This is a genomic window from Chroococcidiopsis thermalis PCC 7203 (assembly GCF_000317125.1).
Taxonomy (GTDB): Bacteria; Cyanobacteriota; Cyanobacteriia; order Cyanobacteriales; family Chroococcidiopsidaceae; genus Chroococcidiopsis; species Chroococcidiopsis thermalis.
Genome location: NC_019695.1, coordinates 4,748,706 through 4,767,217, shown reverse-complemented (window position 1 = coordinate 4,767,217; position 18,512 = coordinate 4,748,706). Strand labels below are relative to the sequence as shown.

The following is an 18,512-nucleotide window of genomic DNA, read 5'->3' as shown; positions in this document are numbered from 1 at the left end:
CGCAATCCTAGCACCGATATACCTCTAGTGGGTTGTCACGGAAGAAGGGGAGTCGTAGGGGCGAGTTTTGGCAGGACACCTGTATTAGAAATATCCCTCGACAGAAAAGAAACTCAAATTAGCTGGTGCGGATCGCGTGATTATGCCTGCTTCCATTGGTGCAGGACGAATGGCACAGATGATTGTGCAAAAGCGCGATCGAATCGGTAGTGATGGTTGTTAGATAACTGGTAACTGGTAGTTGGTAGTTGGTAACTGGTCACTAGCCACTAGCCACCAGTCACTAGTCACTATTAAATCCGATCGCTTGCTCTTTTCATTGCTTTAGCAAAAATACATTTTTCATTTAGTTCTACTTAATTAAAATAGTATAAAAGTTGATTTGTTTCCCTGACTGGGGTTAGGAGTGGGTGGGTGTCGAAGGCTGCTAAGTTTTTGCTAATTGGTTCAACTGAGACTTACAGTGGTAAGTCTGCCACTGTATTAGGTCTATCTCATCGATTGCAACAAATGGGGCTGGATCTTGCCTACGGCAAACCTTTGGGTAGCTGTTTTAGTGAAGATACCACAGCCGCGATCGCTGATGCTGATGTTGAGTTTGTGACTAAACTACTGAAACTCCCACCACAGCGGGTATTTCCCACAATCTTATCCTTGGACGAAAATGCCATTGGCAAACGCTTGCGAGGAGAAGACAACATCGACTACCGCGAACGCCTGAAGCAATATCTGCAACTTCCAGCAGGCGATCTGACAGTCTTGGAAGGACCGGGAACTCTGGAAGAGGGCAGTTTGTTCGATCTGCGAATGCTGCAAGTATCTGAAATTATTAATGCTTCAATTCTACTAGTGTCTCGCTACAAATCGGCGTTTTCTGTGGAACCATTGATTTCGGCACGACGGCGCTTGGGCGATCGCTTAATTGGCGTGCTACTGAATGATATTCCTCTCGAACAGATGGAAACTGTAGCAGCAGAAGTCAGTCCTTATCTAGAAAAACGCAGTATTCCAGTTTTAGGAATGCTGCCTAGCAACCGCTTACTCAGAAGTGTCAGCGTTAGAGAATTAGTCAATCAGTTAAAAGCAGATGTCCTTTGCCGTGCCGATCGCCTCGATCTGATGGTGGAAAGTTTGGCAATTGGAGCAATGAATGTCAACTCAGCGTTGAGATATTTCGGACAGCGGCGAAATATGGCTGTCGTCACGGGAGGCGATCGCGTTGAAATTCAATTAGCAGCTTTGGAAAGTTCTACTCAATGCCTCATTCTAACGGGCAAGCTTCCCGCACCAACTTTTATCCTTAGTAAAGCAGAAGAACTCGAAATTCCCATCCTCTCGGTCGATCTCGATACGTTAACTACAGTAGAGATCGTCGATCGCACGTTCGGACAAGTGCGCCTGCACGAACCCTTCAAAGTTGAATGCATCCGTCAGTTAATGACAGAACATTTTGACTTTAATCGCTTATTATCTCAACTCGACCTCAGCCCTGCTGTTGCTTTGCCTTAGATCTAAATTATCCATAAATAGTTGCCATTCCCTGCGGTTCGTGCGAGTATTTACCACTTGCTGTAGGTTGATATGTCTCGTTATATAAACACAAACTCTCGGGATGCTTGGCAACAAATTGCATCATCTGGCGATGAAATTTCCCTTTGAAAAATGCTTGCAAGCTTTGCGGCGATCGCCAATAACTTACCATCAAGACTTCATTAGCAGCGCAAATCCCTGCTTTAAGTTGCACGCAGCCATCAGCCGTTGCTGTGGTGTTCTTAATCCACAAGAGATTTTTCCACATCCAAATCAAGCCTGCGCGATCGCGTGCCAAGAAACCGTTCACAAAGGCGATCGCTTCGGGGTTTTCTGGTAACTCAACTTGATATATTGAATAACTCATACGAGAATCTCCTCATTAATTGGTGGTCGATCGACTAATTTTGACCAGTAGAGACGTTGCATATAACGTCTTTACAGCCATTGCAGATCGTTTAATATGCAATTAGTTGAATATACTACTATCATATGCACTTTTTTGCATAAGTAAAGTAAAGAAATATTATGGCTTTAACGCACGCGATCCTTGCCAGATTAATTGATACTCCCTTAAGCGGATACGATATAGCCCAACAATTTGATGGCTCAGTTGGCTACTTCTGGGCAGCAAGTCACCAGCAGATTTATCGAGAATTATCCAAATTAGAACAACAAGGCTGGATTGCAGGCGAAACTGTGCTTCAATCAGGAAAACCAGATAAAAAGCTTTACTATGTGACAGAAATAGGCAAACAACAGCTAAAGTCTTGGATAGCTTCCCCCTCAGAGGCTTCACCAATCAAGGACGATTTATTAGTCAAAATTTTTGCTGGTTATGTTGCTCCTCAAGCGATCGCGATCGAGTTGAAGCGTCATCAAAAAGCACATCAGGAAAAGCTGGCAGTATACAAAGCTATAGAGCAAAAGTACTTTAGCAATCCGCAAATACTATCCGAAATCGAAAAGTTTCAATACCTCACTCTCCTGAATGGTATTAGTTACGAAACCCACTGGTTGTCTTGGATCGATCGAGCAATAGAGTTACTTAAATAGCAGGGGACAATTCGCCATTCGCACTTTTACGCTGCGCTACACTAGCCCTAGTCTTCGACAAAGCGTTTCCCCCTACGGGAAAACAAGCTACATGTTAGCCAAAGGCGCAGCGCTCACGCAGTATAGCGCAGCGTTTAGCGTTACGCAATTTGCAATTCACAATTAACTAACCTCCTGCTACTCGCCACTGATAACTCCCAATTACCAATTACCAATTACCATTCTTCCCTGATAACTAATAACTGTTCTCTGCTAGAATAACTAGGTTGTGTATCCGAACCTACGTCCTTGATCGAGCAGAGCCAGTCTATCAATGTATCCGATGTCGATACCCTTGCCCAAGAGTTGGCAACGATTCAGCAAACGGGCGCAAAACGAATTGCTTTACTGGGGTCGCGTCACGTCCCCCTGACTCATCAGCACTTAATCGAAATGATGAGCTACGCTCTGGTTCTGTCGGGTAATCGGATTATAACTTCCGGTGCGACGGGGACAAATTCAGCTGCTATTCGCGGTGCGATGCGTGCCGATGCGAATATGTTGACTGTAATTCTGCCACAAAGTTTAGAGCGTCAACCCCTGGAATCGCGCCAGCAGTTAGAAAAGGTGATGCATTTAGTAGAAAACGCCAAAAACGACCAAATGTCTTTGGCAGAAGCTAGTGCTGTATGCAACCAAGAGATCGTTTCTCGTTGCCAACAGCTAATCTGCTTTGCTTTCCACGATAGCCGCACGCTTTTGCAAACTTGCCAAGAGGCAGAAGATCAAAGGAAGATCGTGACGCTGTTCTACCTTGACTGATCGAGATGAACTCACAACTCCCTACTTCAGCAATTTTTCTCTTTTGTATTGCAGTAGCAGCAGTACTGGTTTATGTACCGTTTCTCCTTGTCGGTTACGGACGAGTGCAAGCTGGCTACGATATGGCAGCTCCTCGTGCTATGTTTGACAAGCTACCACCCTACGCGCAACGAGCAGCTTGGGCGCACCAAAATTCATTTGAGAATTTCACCATTTTTGCGCCAGCCGCGTTGATGGCATATGTTACGGGAGTTGATTCTACCTTGGCTGTGGGAGCGGCGATCGCCTTTGTGGTAGTGCGATTGTTTTACTCGATATTCTACATAGCTAATATCCCCTTAGCGCGATCGCTGATGTTTGCGATCGGCAGTCTTTGCTCTGGTATCTTGTTTATTACTAGCATCCTACAAGCAACTAGTTATCAGTGACCAGTTATTAGTGGCTAGTAGCTGGTGACTAGTGGTAAGTGGGGTGTAGGCTGTAGGGTGTAGGGTGTGGAGATTTTAAATTTCTTTCTCCCTTGTCTCCCTTGTCTCCCCCCTCTCCCTTGTCTCCCTTGTCTCCCTCTTTCCCTTGTCTCCCTTGTCTCCCTTGTCTCCCCCCTCTCCCTTGTCTCCCCCTCCCTTGTCTTTCTATAGCCTCTAGCCCCTCATTCTTATGGCTTCTACTTTTTCCTTCGATATTGTCAGCGACTTCGATCGCCAAGAACTAGTTAACGCTGTCGATCAGACTAGCCGCGATATTAAAAGCCGTTACGATCTCAAAGATACTCAAACGACAGTAGAGTTAGGTGAAGAGACGATTACTGTCAACACCGATAGCGAATTTACGCTCGAATCCGTTCATACTATACTGCGCGAAAAAGCTGCAAAGCGTCAACTATCTCAGAAAATTTTTGATTTCGGCAAAGTGGAATCTGCTAGTGGTAACCGCGTCCGGCAAGAAATTAAGCTCAAGAAGGGCATCAGTCAAGAAATTAGCAAACAAATCTCTAAATTGATCCGCGATGAGTTTAAAAAAGTGCAAGCTTCAATTCAAGGTGATGCTGTACGGGTGTCGGCGAAATCTAAAGATGACTTGCAAGCTGTAATGGGACGCTTGAAGCAAGAAGATTATCCTGTAGCTCTACAATTCACCAATTATCGATAAAAGTCAAAAGTCAAAAATCAAACTTGGTTTGTGTTGGTTCGATTTCAAGGAAACAGTTCTTTCCCTGGATAACAGCTTAGGTGAACTTTAGCTTAGGTGAACTTTTCTTAAAAAACATCTGAATGTATGTTCATATGTTATCCTGATGGGAGAGGTGAATAGGATTAAAACTATGACGACAGTAACTTCAATGAAATGTGCTTGTGACAATTGCTTGTGCGTTGTTTCCTTAGAGGACGCGATTCAAAAAGATGGCAAGGCTTACTGTAGTGAAGCCTGTGCTAGCGGTCATCCCGATGGTAGTAGTGGCTGCGGTCACACTGGTTGCGGTTGCGGCTGATCTGATTTTGAATTTCGGGTTGTATAAACATTACATATCTAGTAGCTTCCATTACTGTGTTAAAAGAGAGTAGGAAATGAAAGTTTTCTACTCTTAATTAAAGTAAGGGTAGAATCACCTGAAAACAACTACCAACGTTAACTTGGCTCTTAACAGCTATTTCGCCTCCGTGCTGCTTCACAATTGCTTGAGCAATTGCCAAACCTAATCCCAAACCCTTTTGCTGTTGTTGCGCTTGTTCGGAGCGCCAAAACCACTGAAATATTGAAGCATGATGCTCTAGTGGAATACCAATGCCTGTATCTTCAACTGAAACGATCGCTTTACGTTTAGACTTGCGTACTGCGAGAGAAATACTACCTCCTTTTTCCGTATAAGCGATCGCGTTCTCCAGTAAATTTGAGAATAAACGACCCAAATGAATTGGATCTCCCCGCACAGATAAACCAGGTAGCAATTGAGCTTGAAAAGCAATACCTTGTGACGTAGCACGGGCATCGAACTGTTCTAATATAGGTAAAAGCAATTCTTCTAAGCGAATATTTACTGTCTCTAACTCAGTTGGTAAAAGTGCTACCTCGCTGCGAGTTAAAATCAGTAAATCTTCTACCAGATGCTCTAGTTCGTCAGTAGCGTTAGCAACGATCGTTAATTTTTGCCGATCGAGTGGTATTGCTGATTCTGCTTCTCCTGCTAGCAGTGCGATCGCTAGGGTAATTCGCGTCAACGGGTGGCGGAGATAATGAGAGATATTCGTAACAGTCTGTTTGAGCTGTCGAAAGCTTTGTTGTAGCGGCTGGGAGTTCCACTGACTGAGGTGAACGCCACTGATACCAAAGATAAATAAAATAGCGATTCCCTGACAGCCAAGCCAGAGCCGCAGCCGAGCCAAAATCAATTCTAATGGCTGTGTGGATTCGCTTACCCGAATATATCCTTCTAGATGTAGCGTTTTTAGCTTCGGATCGCTGACATAGACAGCAATGGTGGCAATCCGTAATTCTCTCTGCTGTTGGAAAATAGGCGCGATTGGTTGCCAGCGAGAATGGAAGACATTTCGGGAGATGGGAAGAGAAGGAAAGCGATTTCCTTGACTCAAAAGTAATTTACCATCAGCGTCGAACCATTCCCAACTTTGAGTTTTAGCAGCAAAAAGTTTGCGCCAAGGAAGCTCATGTAGGTTTTGCCGATTTTGAGATTTCACGATCTCAAAACTCGGAATTGCAGCTTGTGCCAAAGTTAAGAGGCGATCGTCCGATTGTTTCTTTAGAGCATTACCAATTGAGTTGTACGTCGTCAGGGAAAACCCTCCTAAAAGAGCTGCCGTTGCTGCTAGATAAGCAAATAATATGCGTCTATAGGAATACTTGAATTTTGTTTGAGGAACCATACCTAAAGATAGAAGCCATAAGCTTCAAGAAAGGATGCGGCAGAATAATCAACATTGCAACTTTGACAAAGCCAGTATTTTTTATGATGAAAATTTATTATCAACGAATACTAAATTGCTTAGTAATTCAAATAAAACAGAAAAAAGTAACAAACTTAGGACAAAATCAGTTAGTAGTAGTAGTAGTGACTAGTAACTAGTGGCTGGTGACTAGAAACGACTCTAGAGACTAATCACCGGTTCCACCAGCACTCCAACCGTCTTCACGGAGTCTATCGCAGCGTCTACTGTCAACCGTCAACCGTCAACCGTCAACCAGTTGTTAGTTATCAGTGAATAGGCACAGAGAACAGCCTACAAATGAGCAATGACCAACAAACCAACAACCAATGACCAATTAAGCTGTTTCTGGCTGAAAGAAGGCTGTAGGATGAATGAGAAGATCGGCAGAAGAGTGTTTTTCTACCATTGCTTTACAGATAGTGCAGCGATCTAAGTCTGGGCGAGAGGGAAGTTCGTACATGATATCTAGCATTAGCTCTTCTACAATTCCCCTCAAGGCTCTTGCACCAGTTTTACGCCGATATGCTTCTTGGGCGATCGCGCGGACAGCATCTAATTCAAACTCAAGTTGAACGTTATCCATTTGTAATAGCTTTTGATACTGTTTCAAAAGCGCATTTTGTGGCTCGGTTAAAATCGCTATCAGTCCTTCTTCGTCTAAAGGTTCCAGCACTGTAACAACTGGCAATCGTCCGATTAGTTCTGGAATTAGACCGAATTTCACTAAATCTTCCGCTCCCAGATGATTTAATAAATAATCTGTTTGCCTTGTTGTAGATCTTTCTGGCGATCGCCCGAAGCCCATAGATTTTTTTCCCATCCGTTGTTCGACTAGTTTTTCCACTCCGACAAAAGCGCCGCCGCAGATAAATAGGATATTTTTGGTATCAATTTGGATGCTCTCTTGATAAGGGTGTTTGCGTCCTCCTTGTGGTGGTACGTTAGCGATCGTTCCTTCTAATATTTTTAACAGTGCTTGCTGCACTCCTTCGCCCGATACATCGCGAGTAATAGAGGGGTTTTCACTTTTGCGGGCAATTTTATCAATCTCATCAATATAAATAATTCCTTGTTGTGCTGTTTCTGCATCCATGTCTGCCACTTGTAACAATCGCAGGAGGATGTTTTCTACATCATCTCCGACGTAACCTGCTTCTGTGAAAGTTGTTGCATCCACAACAGCAAAAGGTACGTCTATGACTTGTGCTAGAGTTTGAGCCAGGAGTGTTTTACCGCTCCCCGTTGGTCCAACCAAAAGAATATTTGACTTTTGCAATGCCACATCATTGCGATCGCTGGACAAACGCTTATAGTGATTGTAGACTGCTACTGAAAGAACTTTCTTCGCCTGTTCCTGACCGATAACATGGTTGTCCAAATACTGTTTTATTTCCCTTGGTTTGGGGATGGGGTAGTTGTTAGAATTAGTAGTGGTTTTTGGGGTACTAGGTTGAGGTGGAGAAGTGTCCAAGACTTCTTGACACTGTTCGATGCATTCACTACAAATGTTAACACCCGTACCAGAAATTAGCTTATCCACTTGAGTATGGGGTTTGCCGCAAAACGAGCATCTTAATAATGAAGTGTAGTCAGGCATATTTACTTTTTCCTTGGGGTTAAAATGTATTAACTGAAATGTTTTAACTAGGAATTTGTCTTTCCATTATCGATAAAAATCCGCACAGACTTATCGAAAGGATTTCAACTAACCAATGCATTGATTCAGGGGCGATCGCAAATCCCCAAATTAGTAAAATTGAACCAGCTAAGCAGATAGCAAGTCGATGAATTTCTTCGGTCATTTTGCAACCAATCCAAGTAAAGCCGAAGCTCATAGTCCAAAAAATTAAATATGTGATATGCATAATTTTGAGGAGGGGGATAAGGAAGAAGTCAAAAGTCAAAAGTCAAAAGTCAAAAGTCAAAAGTCAAAAGTCAAAAGACTAGTCACCGATCGCTGATAACTGATAACTGATAACTGACTAGGCGATATGCTGCAAAGCCGTTTGTTCTTCTATGGTCTGCTCGAAAATATTCTTGAGTGCTTGCAAAAACTCAAGTTCTATATACGGCTTGGTGAAATAGGCGCTAGCACCTAATTGAGTTGCTAAACGGCGATGTTTGTCGTTACTGCGTGATGTCAACATAGCCACGGGAATTTTGGCAAATTGCGGCTCTTGTCGCCACTGACAGAGAAATTCAAAGCCGTTCATATTCGGCATTTCAATATCGCAAAGTACTAGTTGTACCGTGGGAGATTGCTGTAATTTTTCTAGTGCTTCTAATCCATCCCGCGCTGATAAAACTCGATAGCCAGCCTTTTGCAACGAAAGTGTTAGCGTTTGGCGCATCGTAGTTGAGTCATCTACAACTAAAATTGTAGGACGTTCGGTTTTATGAACAATTGCTGTTCGGTCGCGCCACAAATTATTGATGTTTTGTTCTCTGTCTTGTGATTGACTTTCAGTTGTCTGAATTGTATTTTGTTGCCGTTCTAGGACATATTCTAAAAGGCTGATTCCATTAATCACGGGAACTAAACTACCGTTTCCTAGTAGAGTGCAGCCATAGGTATATTTGGGAGGCGAAACGAGCGATCCAAAAGGTTTAATTGCTAGTTCTTGTTCTGCCAACAAGCAATCAACTTCTAACGCCAATAATTCGCCCTCCCAACGTAGTAGAAGCATTGGCAACTCTCGTTCTTCTACTGTGGTTGTAATTGGAGATTGGCTGTTAGCAACTTCTAACATTGGACGATTGTATTCTAAAAGATCCGCCAACCGATGGATTGGTATGATGTGTTCTCGCCAGCGCAACAGCTGCTGAGTCCCCGTGCGATTGATGCGATCGCTTGGCGTAGTGACAATATTTTCAATACTGTCAGATGGCAACGCTACGGTAGTTTTCCCCGTAGAGCAAACAACCAAATTCGCGATCGTCAACGTGAGAGGCAAGCGTAAAATAAAGGTCGTACCCTCACCAGGGAAGGAACTGACGCTTACAGAACCGCGCAGCGATCGCAGTTGAGAACGGACAACATCCAAACCCATGCCACGACCGGAAAGTTCGCTAACGTGGTGAGTGGTAGAAAATCCTGGCTCGAAGATAAATTCTAGCAACTGCTCTTTCGAGGCGCTGGCTGCTTCTATTGGCGACAACCAACCCAACTCTACGACCCGGCTGCGAATTTGTCCCAAATTTAGACCCCGACCGTCATCTCTAACTTCAATAATTGTTTGATTGCCTTTGTAATAAGCACAAATCAGAATTTCTCCGTTTTCCGGCTTACCTTGCTGTTGGCGGATTTCAGGTGACTCGATGCCATGAGCAAAGGCATTGCGGAGTAAATGCAACAGCGGGTCGTAGAGTTTTTCCAAAATCGCCTTTTCTACCTGTACCTCTGTCCCTCTCAGCTTCAAATTGACAGGCTTGGAGTAAGTATGAGACATATCCCGCAGCATCCGAGAGAACCGCTTGAGAACTTCACCCAAAGGAAGCATTCGCGCTCGCATTAATTCATCTTGGAGTTGGGAAAAAACTTGTTGTTTCCGCTCTAATATTTGACTCGATTGCTCGGCAAATAAAGCAATATCCTCTACAGCCTCTTCCAATTGGACAATTTCTTCTAGAATTCTTTGTAATAGAGGGTGAACCGCTCCATAACGATCCATTTCTAGAGGATCGAAGTCAGTTGTAATTGGTAGTTGGTAATTGGTAGTTGGTAATTGGTAATTGGTAGTTGGTAGTTGGTAGTTAGCAATTATTCTCCCTTGTCCCCCTTGTCCCCCTTGTCCCCCTTCGCCCCCTAATCCCCACTCCCTTCGGTCGTGGGATCCCCGAGTTCCCCCTTGTCCCCCTTGTCCCCCTTGTCCCACAACTTCCTGCTCCCTGTTCCCTGCTCCCTTGTCTCCCTCAGCTCTTCTCTCTAGCTGACCGATCAGTTCTTGAAAGTGAGCAAAACGGCGGAGTAACTCTTGGGCTGAGTTTTGGGTTTGCTCGGTTTGCAGGGCAATGGAGTTACGATTGACGACTAATTCACCCAATAACTTATGCATCCGCTCTAATCGGCTTAATTCTACTCGCGTAGAAACAGCTGTCGCTATCTGTGATTCATCTGTGTAGGAATTGGTAGTTCCTACTTTAGGGCGATCGCCCTCTATTTTGCTTTGAGAAATTTCAGTCGAGTGGGATAAGGACTGAATCGGCGATAAATTTGCCGCAGGGGAAATAGTTAGGGAATGAGCATCTGATTCGATCGCGCCATTGGAATCATCTTCAGTTTCAGTGACGAAAATAATTCCAGGGTCGATCGCCACTGCTTCTATTGGTGCTGTCTCGTCGCCAAATAACAGCTCGTCTAATAAAGGCGAGAATTCTGACTCTGGGTTAGGAACCAAATCGACGCTCTTTTCTGTTAACGCACAAAGGGCAGCAGACGGACTCCCTCCACTAGTGCGATCGCCTGCTAGTACGGCAGCTCTGCTATTGTGAAAATCAGCTAGGGCAACTTGAATAATTTCTCTAGCGCGATCGGGATAGGTGTCTAGTGCAGTTAAGGCTGTTTGGGCGATCGCCCCAAATCCTGGTAAATTCAGCAGCTCCGCAAATCCAGCAAAGACTTCTGCCTGCGCCCGTAATTCTCCAACCACCTCGAAATCTTGGGGGTTGGCAACCACAGCCGCCAATCGTTCCAGTCCTTGTACGACATCAGTTTCAAAGATTGAAGCTACCAAATCGACCCCAAGTTCTGAGGACATGGGCATATAGCGATCGATCTGAGCTAAAGCATCTCCTAAACGTTCTTCTATTTGATTAAATACGGGTTCGGCTACTGCTAATGTTGCCGCACAGTCAATGCTGCCGATGGTAATTTGTTGCAGTAGGGGGACGCGCAGACAATCGTAAGCTTGCAGTAATAAACCTTCTAACTCTGAATCTATTGCTACAGAGCGGTTGTACAAAGCCCGAAAAACATCTTCTAAACGGTGGGCAATAATTTTAATTGGCTCTAAATCCAAGCAAGCTGCACCACCTTTAAGAGAGTGAGCTGCACGCATCAAATCGTGAATGCGTTCGTGCGTGCGCTCTTACTTCAGACTAAGCAAGCCTGCCTCGATCTCCTGTAGCAGCTCTGGCACTTCTTCAATAAACAGACGGTAAGCTTGGTCGCGAATGTCGGGAGTAATTAGCATGACTGGGAACCAGAGGGGGACAAGTCAAAAGTCAAAAGTTAGAAGTCAAAACTAAGGAGATAGGAGATAAGGGAGACAAGGAGGACAAGGGGGACAAGGGGGGCGAAGGGGGACAAGGGAGAAGACAATTCTAGTCACTAGTCACCAGCCACTAGCCACTAACTAACTTTGAATTGACCGACGCTGGCTTGGAGCGATCGCGCGACGGTTGATAATTGTTGGAAGGAAGCGGAGACTTCGGTTGCAGTTAGGGAGGTAGTTTCGGCGATCGCTGCGACTGTGGCGATGGTTGTCGTGGCTGCTTCTGAGTCTTGAGATTGCTCGATCGCAGCTTGGGCAATTGCTCCTACGAGTTGATGAATGCGATCGCTGGCGGTGGTAATGTGGTTTAAACTCTGACGGGTATCGTTGACGAGTTGAGTCCCGATCGCTACCTGTTCTGTGCCGATTGCCATTGCTGTAGCAACTTCATTGGTTTCCCGTTGAATCCCCGAGACGAGCTTTTCAATTTCTGCTGTTGCTTTGGCTGATTGTCGGGCTAGCGATCGCACTTCATCGGCAACAGCCGCAAAACCGCGTCCTTCTTCCCCTGCTCGCGCTGCTTCAATGGAAGCATTCATGGCGAGCAAGCTAGTCCGCTCGGCAAAGTGAGCGATCAAATTTACCACTTTGTAAATCTTTTGCGATGACTCTCCCAAACATTTGATCTTCTTGACGGTTTCGGCAACAGTCCCCCGAATTGTCAGCATTCCATCTACGGCACGATCCATTGCTATATCCCCAGATGCGACTGTCTCCATCGCTTGGCGCACGTCTATTTCTGCGCGTTTGGCGTTATCCGCAACAGTATGGGCAGAATCAGCCATCGCTTGAATGCGTTCCAAAGCAGTGACAATCTCTGTCGATTGCTGCCAAGCTCCTTGCGAGAGGGCTTGGATTAACGGCTCGTTACTGCTAATTGCTGCATCGACTTGTTTGGCGGCTGTTTGTGCCTGTACCGCAATTTCTTGCAAGCTTTCGACTGTAGAGTTATAGGAGTCAGCGATCGTGCCGATTTCATCTTCTGTGACTCTGGCGCGGATTGTCAGGTCGCCTTGACTAATTGGATCGACTTCAATTAGCAAATCCAACGCTCGTCTTTGCAACTGTTCTTTGGCATTTTTCTGTTGTTCCAAAAGATCGGCACGCTCTAACGCCAATCCTATTTGAGTGGCAATCTGGGCAAAGAAATCAACCTCTACTTTCTGCCAGTGACGCGGAACGTTACACTGATGCACGACAAGTAAACCCACACAGCGATCGCCGAGTAAAATTGGTGCAGCTAGACTGGATTTGACGGCAAGTGCTGTTAACTGTTGCCAGTACTCATCGCTCGTATCTGCCGGTCGGATCTGAGAAATGACTTCGACTTGACCTTTTTGATATTGTGTGTATTGCTCTAGGGCATAGTTTTCGATGTTTTTACCCAGTATGCGAGTTATACCTGCGCTTGCGGCTTCGACAACGACGCTACCATTGCGATCGCCATCAAACCAATAGACAATTGCGCGGTCGGTTAGCAAAGCGCTGCGGGTCTCGGCTACAGCGGTGTTGAGAATAGCTGGGCAGTCGATTGCGCTACCAATCTTCACGGTAACATCTTTGAGTAATTGCGATCGCCGAGCTTCTGCTGCTTTGAGCTGCACGAGTTCTTCTAGCTGCTTCGCCATGCTGTTGATGCTAGTCTCTAAAACAGCCATTTCAGCCGTGCCACGGACTGCCACGCGAGTATCTAACTTACCTAAACCAATTTGAGCCACAGCCCTAGCAGCATTTAGAATTGGATAAGTCGCCCGCTTAGCCAAAACTGCGGCGATCGCGGCGATCGATACGGCGGCTACTCCAGTTCCCAACCAGAGAACTCGGCGCAGTTCTAGTAAAGGTGCAAAGGCGCGATCGACGGGACGAGAAACCACCAATCCCCAACCTGGTTCTGGTAGTCCATCCAATTGACCGATCGGCGTGAAGCTCATCAGTGCATTCTCACCATCGTTTTTGTCCCACGCGACTTGAGTTGAAATTAGCTTGTCTTCATGCCTGGGTCGATCTGTAGAGGCAAGCGCTAAAACCTTGGCACGCAAATGCGGCAGTTCGCGAAAATCTTCTCCCAAGTAATGCCCCACTAGCCCAATTTCATCAGCCGCAAACACATTCCCGTCAGCACCGATCAGTTTGTATTCCCATCCTTGCGCTTCAATATACTCAAAGGTTTCGTTTAGATGAGTCAACGGCATCCGCAAGCGAACAACTCCTACGAGCTTATTTGTTTCTATATCTTTAATTGGAGCTACAACTTCTAAACTAATTTTGCCGGAGGTAGGCGCAATTTTAGGATTGTTAACTGCGGGAGTTCCAGTCGCGATCGCCCGCCGAAAATATTCGCGATCGCTATAGTTTTCCGTGCGCTTAAACGGCTGCGTTGACTTGGATTGAAAGATTAAATTTCCTTTGAGGTCGAACACGACGATACTGTCATATCTACCATTACGTGCCTCGACAAAGCTATCTAACAGCGCAATTTTCTGTCCTTCAGTCGCCGCTGCCCTCAGCTTAGAATTTGCCAACATGGGAGAATTACCAATTGTCTCGGCATCATCGATTATTTGCTGCGTCGCCATGCCAATGCCGCGCCGAACATCAAGCGTGCGGTTTTCTTGCTCGGCAATAATTTGCTGCTCTAGGGAACTATTGGCTACGGTGTAGGCAACGCCGCCAACAGTTGCGACTGGAATAGCACCAATTGCGATCGCCAAAATTGTTGCTTTATGTTGCAAACTCAAACCTTTCCAGAACCGCAAACCCCTAGATAGTGAAAACTGCCAAGGCGAGTTTGGCTTTGTTGATGGCGATTGGCTCGCTTTTTCAGGTGAATCTGGCGCTACTGCCGAAACTCGCTCCCACTGAGGCGAGATGCGATCGCGATCGGAGTTTGGCGGATCGAGTTTGAGAGTTGACTGCGACATGAAATTTACCTCATGGCTGTAGAGAAGAGAGCTGGGAGCTGGGGGAGCTGAGGAAGCTGAGGAAGAAAGAAATTTAAAATCTTTACACCCCACACACCACGCACTGATAACTTTGTACAGACGTTACATGTAACGTCTGTACACTGATAACTGACAACTGACAGCAGCAACGATCGCTTTGACCGATAAAATTGCTGTCATTTCGCTATCGCCGTTTAACTGATATCCGCGCACGAAGGGAGCGAAGGGAGTGGAAACGGCAGTAAATGGCGGCGGTTGGATTGTATCTGGATTGCACCATTCGATATCGTCAATTCGCTCGATAACTAAACCGATGGTTTGGGTTTCTGCTGTCGGTGCGGGTAGGCGATCGCATTGGTTAGCTTGCAAGACAACTGCCGTATAAGTTGGAACGTTGCTGGTTTGGTAGCGATCGCCAGCAGTCAGCCCGACTAATTCAGCTAAATCGACCATCCAGAGAATTTCACCCCGCCAGTTGTAAACTCCCATGACCCAACTTGGCATGTGCGGGATCGGGACGATCTGTTCCGCAGACAGCTTCAAGATTTCTAGCAACTGAGTCACGGGAAGCAAGGCTGCTGTGTCTGATTCGAGGTAAAAGCGCAGAAATTGCTCGTCAGCATCGGTGAAAGTTACTCTTTCTGGTGATGCCTCCTGGGAGTCTAACTTTGGTGACTTGGATACCATAATTGTCTCGCCTCACACGTTAGGTTCAAACCATGAGAGTTGTTTCACCGTGTGAAACCAATAGCAGTTGCTTCACAGTGCGAATAAATTCTTCTGGCGCTACAGGCTTCGGTAAGTAAGCGTCTGCTCCTTGCTTTAAGCCCCAGAATTTATCCATGTCAGTCCCTTTTCTCGAACAGAGGATAACAGGGGTATTTTTGGTGGATGGGTTAGCTTTTAAAGCACGGCAGAGTTCAAATCCACTCCGACCTGGCAAGACAACATCTAAAATAATGATGTCAGGCTTGCAGTCACTCATTTTTTCCAGAGCTTCTTCTCCGCTCTTAGCAGCCAAGACGCTGATCCCGCCTTGTTGCAAATAGCTGGCGATCGCTTCCCGCTCGGTCAAACAATCTTCTACAACGAGGGCAATATCCATAGAATTCACCAAAGATTGGCAATTAGCGAGCTTGCGGTTAGCGATTCGCAACGAGCGACTAGCGATTAGTAACTGCTCTGTGCTTCCTGCTCCCTGCTCCCTGTCCCTAAACTCAGCAACAGTTTTTCATTCCCTGGCTACATGCTTGCGCCAGATAAGTTAAACTCTTCATCCGCAACAACACCAACTGCTCGTAGAAAGGATTGAGCTTACATAAGGGTGGAACGTGCAGCAGACTGCGATCGAAGAATCGAATGTCTCGCTCGAAGGGACAACTTGCTGGAATCAGGCGACAGACAAATCGAGCCGTTTTCGGGCGACGAATCTCGATAGATTCCAGTTTTTGTTGAGTTGGCTGTATTAAACTTTGCCAAAGTTTGTTGGTGTTTGCTGTGGTATTCATGGTTGTTGGTAATTGGTAATTGGTAATTGGTAATTGGTAATTACTTCCTTGTCCCCCTTGTCCCCTTGTCCTCTCTTACCCCTGCTCGTACGCTTCCTATACACTGTGTTTGAGATGTTTGTGAATTGCGCCTAGAACTCGATCGGGATCGATGGGCTTGCCCAGAAAATCTGAGGAACCGACAATTTTAGCTCTGACGCGATCGATAATGCCGTCGTTTCCAGTGAGGATGACAATTGGCGTGTGCTGGAAGCAAGAAAGCTGACGCAGACGGCTGCAAAGTTCGTATCCGTTAATATTTGGCATCATCAAATCAAGAAAGATGAGATCTGGTTTGATGGCTAGCAAAACTCCGATCGCCCGCAGTGCATCATTTACGCCCACAAATCGATAGTTAGCTGTTGTCATCACTTTTTCCATGATGTGACATACCCAAGGACTGTCATCTACACAAGCGATCGATGGTGCTTGAGTATCATGAGGTGTAGGTGATGAGAGAACCGGAGCGGCAAGATCGGGAATATTAATCAACTCCACAAACCCTGACTGAATATATGGCAAGAGAGAACGCAGTGCCGAGTTGACATCTCGCTGCATCTGAGCGGCAATATCCCGTAGCGTATGTTGTCCGTCTAGTAGTTGACTCAAGGCTTGATAAGCTGGAGCAGAGATGCTGTGTTGCAATTCTGCCGATTGTTTAATAACTGGAGCGCTGTTAGGAGAATAATTGAGTCTGTTTGCTTGCCAAGCTTGCCACAATCGTTCGACTTCGGCGATCGCTTGAGCGGCATCGATCGCAACTACGGGAGTCAGCTTGCTGCTACTGGGCTTGAGTTCGTAAGCAACCTGTACTGCTTGAGTCACATCAAACAAAACTTCGATAATGACCGACCAGGCAAATCTTGCCATTTGTTCTGGAGTTATCTGCTGCCGTTCGAGCCATGAAGTCAATAACTGATACTGCCAGCAGACGCTAGAACCTTCAATCGAAGTCGTGGCTAGTTGATTCTCCCATGATTCGTTGGATAGCGAGCGATCGCTTGCTATTTGAGGTAAGTGTGTTGCGAGATTCCGTCTCCATCGCCTGACTGGATGTTCTCCACCAGTAGCGTAGATAATCAAACCTCGGTGAACGTGCAGAATCCATTTTCTACCGCAGGAGTTTGTCAGAATCAGTTGACCGTTAAACCGCAACTGCTTCAAGGTTTCAAACAATTCAACCTGCTTTGGGGGGGTAAAATCCCGAATTAATGGAGCATCATTTCTCCTAGTTAGCAGGGCATCAACTGATTTTTCAAGAATGCTGTTATTCATTGCCTGTTCCTGCAATCTGTTTTTTTCTTACTCTTGGGATTTGTTGACTACCCTGCGTTGAGGATACATTTAAGACATGAAATCTCTGCCATTTGCACCTCAGTGTATAAAATAAACCTAAACCACAAAAGGTGACAAAATCGGAACAAGAAAGAGACAAAACTGGGACAAAATTTAATCGGTAATCGGTAATCGGTAATCGGTAATCGGTTGTTGTGTGGTGAGGCAGTAGACAACAAGTCAGTTTTAACTTCTGACTTTTAACTTCTGACTTTTAACTTCTGACTTTTAACTTTTGACTTTTAACTTTTGACTTTCTACGGGTCTTGCTTGAGACGATAACCTACACCGTAAGCGGTTTCAATGGGATCTCCAGGCGAACCTGCTAATTTGAGCTTCTGACGCAAACGTTTGACCAAAGCTTTAACTGCATCTTCATCCGGCGGTTCGTCGAAAGACCAAAGATTTTCTAAAATTGCACTACGACTGAGAACCTTAGAGCCGCTTCGCATGAAGAGTTCTAATAAGCGATACTCTTTTGGAGTCAGTCTGAGGGGACAGCCTTTATAAGTCACTTCCCGCGTGTTTACATCCAAAGATAAATTGCCACTTTTCATTGCTGGAGGTAGGGACGAACCACCTCGGCGTAATAAAGCGCGGATACGTGCCGATAATTCTTGCAGTTTGTATGGTTTGATCACGTAGTCATCTGCACCCGCATCGAGTCCATTGACGCGATCTTCGGTTGCATCTCTGGCTGTTAACATCAAGACTGGCATTTGATAGCCTTGAGTCCGCAACTGGCGACAAAGGCTTATGCCATCCATTTTAGGCAGCATGACATCAATCAGAACTAAGTCGTAATCAAAAGACTTGACAAAATCCCAACCAGCGTGACCATCAGCGGCAACATCAACGACGTAATGTTGGTTGCTGAGTGCTTCTGCAAGTAACTGATTGATGAGTTTATCGTCTTCGACTAGTAACAATCTCATGATGGTATGTCATTCCAAAAACAGGTTAGCAAGGGTGAACCTACTTCTCAGAAGGTTGTCAGGTGGCGATCGCTCAAACTAATTCTTTGCTCAAATTAATTCTCGGACTAGTTCATGTTACAGGTAATTGCTGCGACGAGAAGTAAAGAAA

19 protein-coding genes are annotated in these 18,512 nt (G+C 45.6%); 6 read left to right on the top strand and 13 right to left on the bottom strand.

Features of this window, described 5'->3' with window-relative positions; translation table 11 throughout:
* Positions 1–140 precede the first annotated feature (140 nt).
* Positions 141–263 carry a hypothetical protein gene (locus tag CHRO_RS34495; protein ID WP_256498568.1) on the bottom strand — a complete coding sequence of 41 codons (123 nt, stop codon included), beginning with the start codon at positions 261–263 and terminating at the stop codon, positions 141–143.
* 151 nt (positions 264–414) lie between these two features.
* Between CHRO_RS34495 and CHRO_RS20615 the strand changes: the two genes are divergently transcribed.
* On the top strand, positions 415–1,509 hold the full coding sequence (locus CHRO_RS20615; RefSeq protein WP_015156159.1) for a phosphotransacetylase family protein: 1,095 nt from the start codon (positions 415–417) through the stop codon (positions 1,507–1,509).
* 7 nt (positions 1,510–1,516) lie between these two features.
* On the opposite strand, the gene CHRO_RS20610 is transcribed toward CHRO_RS20615, so the two are convergent.
* Positions 1,517–1,897 (bottom strand): monooxygenase family protein, encoded by a 381-nt coding sequence (locus CHRO_RS20610; protein ID WP_015156158.1) that lies wholly within the window; start codon positions 1,895–1,897, stop codon positions 1,517–1,519.
* A gap of 161 nt (positions 1,898–2,058) precedes the next feature.
* On the opposite strand from CHRO_RS20610, the gene CHRO_RS20605 reads away from it, so the two are divergent.
* The 3 genes from CHRO_RS20605 (at position 2,059) to CHRO_RS20595 (ending at position 3,815) form a co-directional block, all read left to right on the top strand.
* Positions 2,059–2,586: a PadR family transcriptional regulator gene (locus CHRO_RS20605; protein WP_015156157.1), complete on the top strand. Its 528-nt coding sequence runs from the start codon at positions 2,059–2,061 to the stop codon at positions 2,584–2,586.
* Between the two features lie 288 nt (positions 2,587–2,874).
* Positions 2,875–3,387 carry a DNA-processing protein DprA gene (locus tag CHRO_RS20600; RefSeq protein WP_015156156.1) on the top strand — a complete coding sequence of 171 codons (513 nt, stop codon included), beginning with the start codon at positions 2,875–2,877 and terminating at the stop codon, positions 3,385–3,387.
* A 5-nt stretch (positions 3,388–3,392) separates the two neighbouring features.
* On the top strand, positions 3,393–3,815 hold the full coding sequence (locus CHRO_RS20595) for an MAPEG family protein (protein WP_015156155.1): 423 nt from the start codon (positions 3,393–3,395) through the stop codon (positions 3,813–3,815).
* A gap of 28 nt (positions 3,816–3,843) precedes the next feature.
* On the opposite strand, the gene CHRO_RS32655 is transcribed toward CHRO_RS20595, so the two are convergent.
* Entirely contained in the window at positions 3,844–4,092 is a 249-nt protein-coding gene (locus CHRO_RS32655) for a hypothetical protein (RefSeq protein ID WP_181245470.1), read from the bottom strand.
* Between CHRO_RS32655 and CHRO_RS20590 the strand changes: the two genes are divergently transcribed.
* Both CHRO_RS20590 and CHRO_RS30755 read left to right on the top strand, forming a co-directional pair.
* Positions 4,045–4,536, top strand: a complete 492-nt coding sequence (locus tag CHRO_RS20590; RefSeq protein ID WP_015156154.1) for a YajQ family cyclic di-GMP-binding protein — start codon at positions 4,045–4,047, stop codon at positions 4,534–4,536. The two genes, CHRO_RS32655 and CHRO_RS20590, sit on opposite strands and share 48 nt — an antisense overlap.
* Before the next feature lie 172 nt (positions 4,537–4,708).
* Entirely contained in the window at positions 4,709–4,876 is a 168-nt protein-coding gene (locus tag CHRO_RS30755) for a metallothionein (RefSeq protein ID WP_071925448.1), read from the top strand.
* Between the two features lie 97 nt (positions 4,877–4,973).
* Here the strand turns inward: CHRO_RS30755 and CHRO_RS20585 are convergent, their stop codons facing one another.
* The 10 genes from CHRO_RS20585 to CHRO_RS20540 form a co-directional block, all read right to left on the bottom strand.
* The gene (locus CHRO_RS20585) at positions 4,974–6,266 is read right to left on the bottom strand and encodes a sensor histidine kinase (RefSeq protein WP_015156152.1); all 1,293 of its coding nucleotides are present in this window, start codon (positions 6,264–6,266) and stop codon (positions 4,974–4,976) included.
* A gap of 397 nt (positions 6,267–6,663) precedes the next feature.
* Positions 6,664–7,926: an ATP-dependent protease ATP-binding subunit ClpX gene (gene clpX, locus CHRO_RS20580; protein WP_015156151.1), complete on the bottom strand. Its 1,263-nt coding sequence runs from the start codon at positions 7,924–7,926 to the stop codon at positions 6,664–6,666.
* 43 nt (positions 7,927–7,969) lie between these two features.
* Complete coding sequence (locus CHRO_RS20575; RefSeq protein ID WP_015156150.1) at positions 7,970–8,194, bottom strand: hypothetical protein; 225 nt, start codon at positions 8,192–8,194, stop codon at positions 7,970–7,972.
* A 117-nt stretch (positions 8,195–8,311) separates the two neighbouring features.
* Positions 8,312–11,398 (bottom strand): hybrid sensor histidine kinase/response regulator, encoded by a 3,087-nt coding sequence (locus CHRO_RS20570; RefSeq protein ID WP_281168661.1) that lies wholly within the window; start codon positions 11,396–11,398, stop codon positions 8,312–8,314.
* A 281-nt stretch (positions 11,399–11,679) separates the two neighbouring features.
* The gene (locus CHRO_RS20565) at positions 11,680–14,523 is read right to left on the bottom strand and encodes a methyl-accepting chemotaxis protein (RefSeq protein WP_015156149.1); all 2,844 of its coding nucleotides are present in this window, start codon (positions 14,521–14,523) and stop codon (positions 11,680–11,682) included.
* A 123-nt stretch (positions 14,524–14,646) separates the two neighbouring features.
* Positions 14,647–15,231, bottom strand: coding sequence for a chemotaxis protein CheW (locus tag CHRO_RS20560; RefSeq protein ID WP_015156148.1), 585 nt, complete (start codon positions 15,229–15,231; stop codon positions 14,647–14,649).
* A 25-nt stretch (positions 15,232–15,256) separates the two neighbouring features.
* The gene (locus tag CHRO_RS20555) at positions 15,257–15,649 is read right to left on the bottom strand and encodes a response regulator transcription factor (RefSeq protein WP_015156147.1); all 393 of its coding nucleotides are present in this window, start codon (positions 15,647–15,649) and stop codon (positions 15,257–15,259) included.
* Between the two features lie 112 nt (positions 15,650–15,761).
* On the bottom strand, positions 15,762–16,052 hold the full coding sequence (locus CHRO_RS20550; protein WP_015156146.1) for a Mo-dependent nitrogenase C-terminal domain-containing protein: 291 nt from the start codon (positions 16,050–16,052) through the stop codon (positions 15,762–15,764).
* A 96-nt stretch (positions 16,053–16,148) separates the two neighbouring features.
* A complete protein-coding gene (locus CHRO_RS20545) occupies positions 16,149–17,366 on the bottom strand; it encodes a response regulator (protein ID WP_015156145.1) in 1,218 nt (405 codons plus the stop codon).
* A gap of 317 nt (positions 17,367–17,683) precedes the next feature.
* The gene (locus CHRO_RS20540) at positions 17,684–18,361 is read right to left on the bottom strand and encodes a response regulator transcription factor (protein WP_015156144.1); all 678 of its coding nucleotides are present in this window, start codon (positions 18,359–18,361) and stop codon (positions 17,684–17,686) included.
* Positions 18,362–18,512 lie beyond the last annotated feature (151 nt).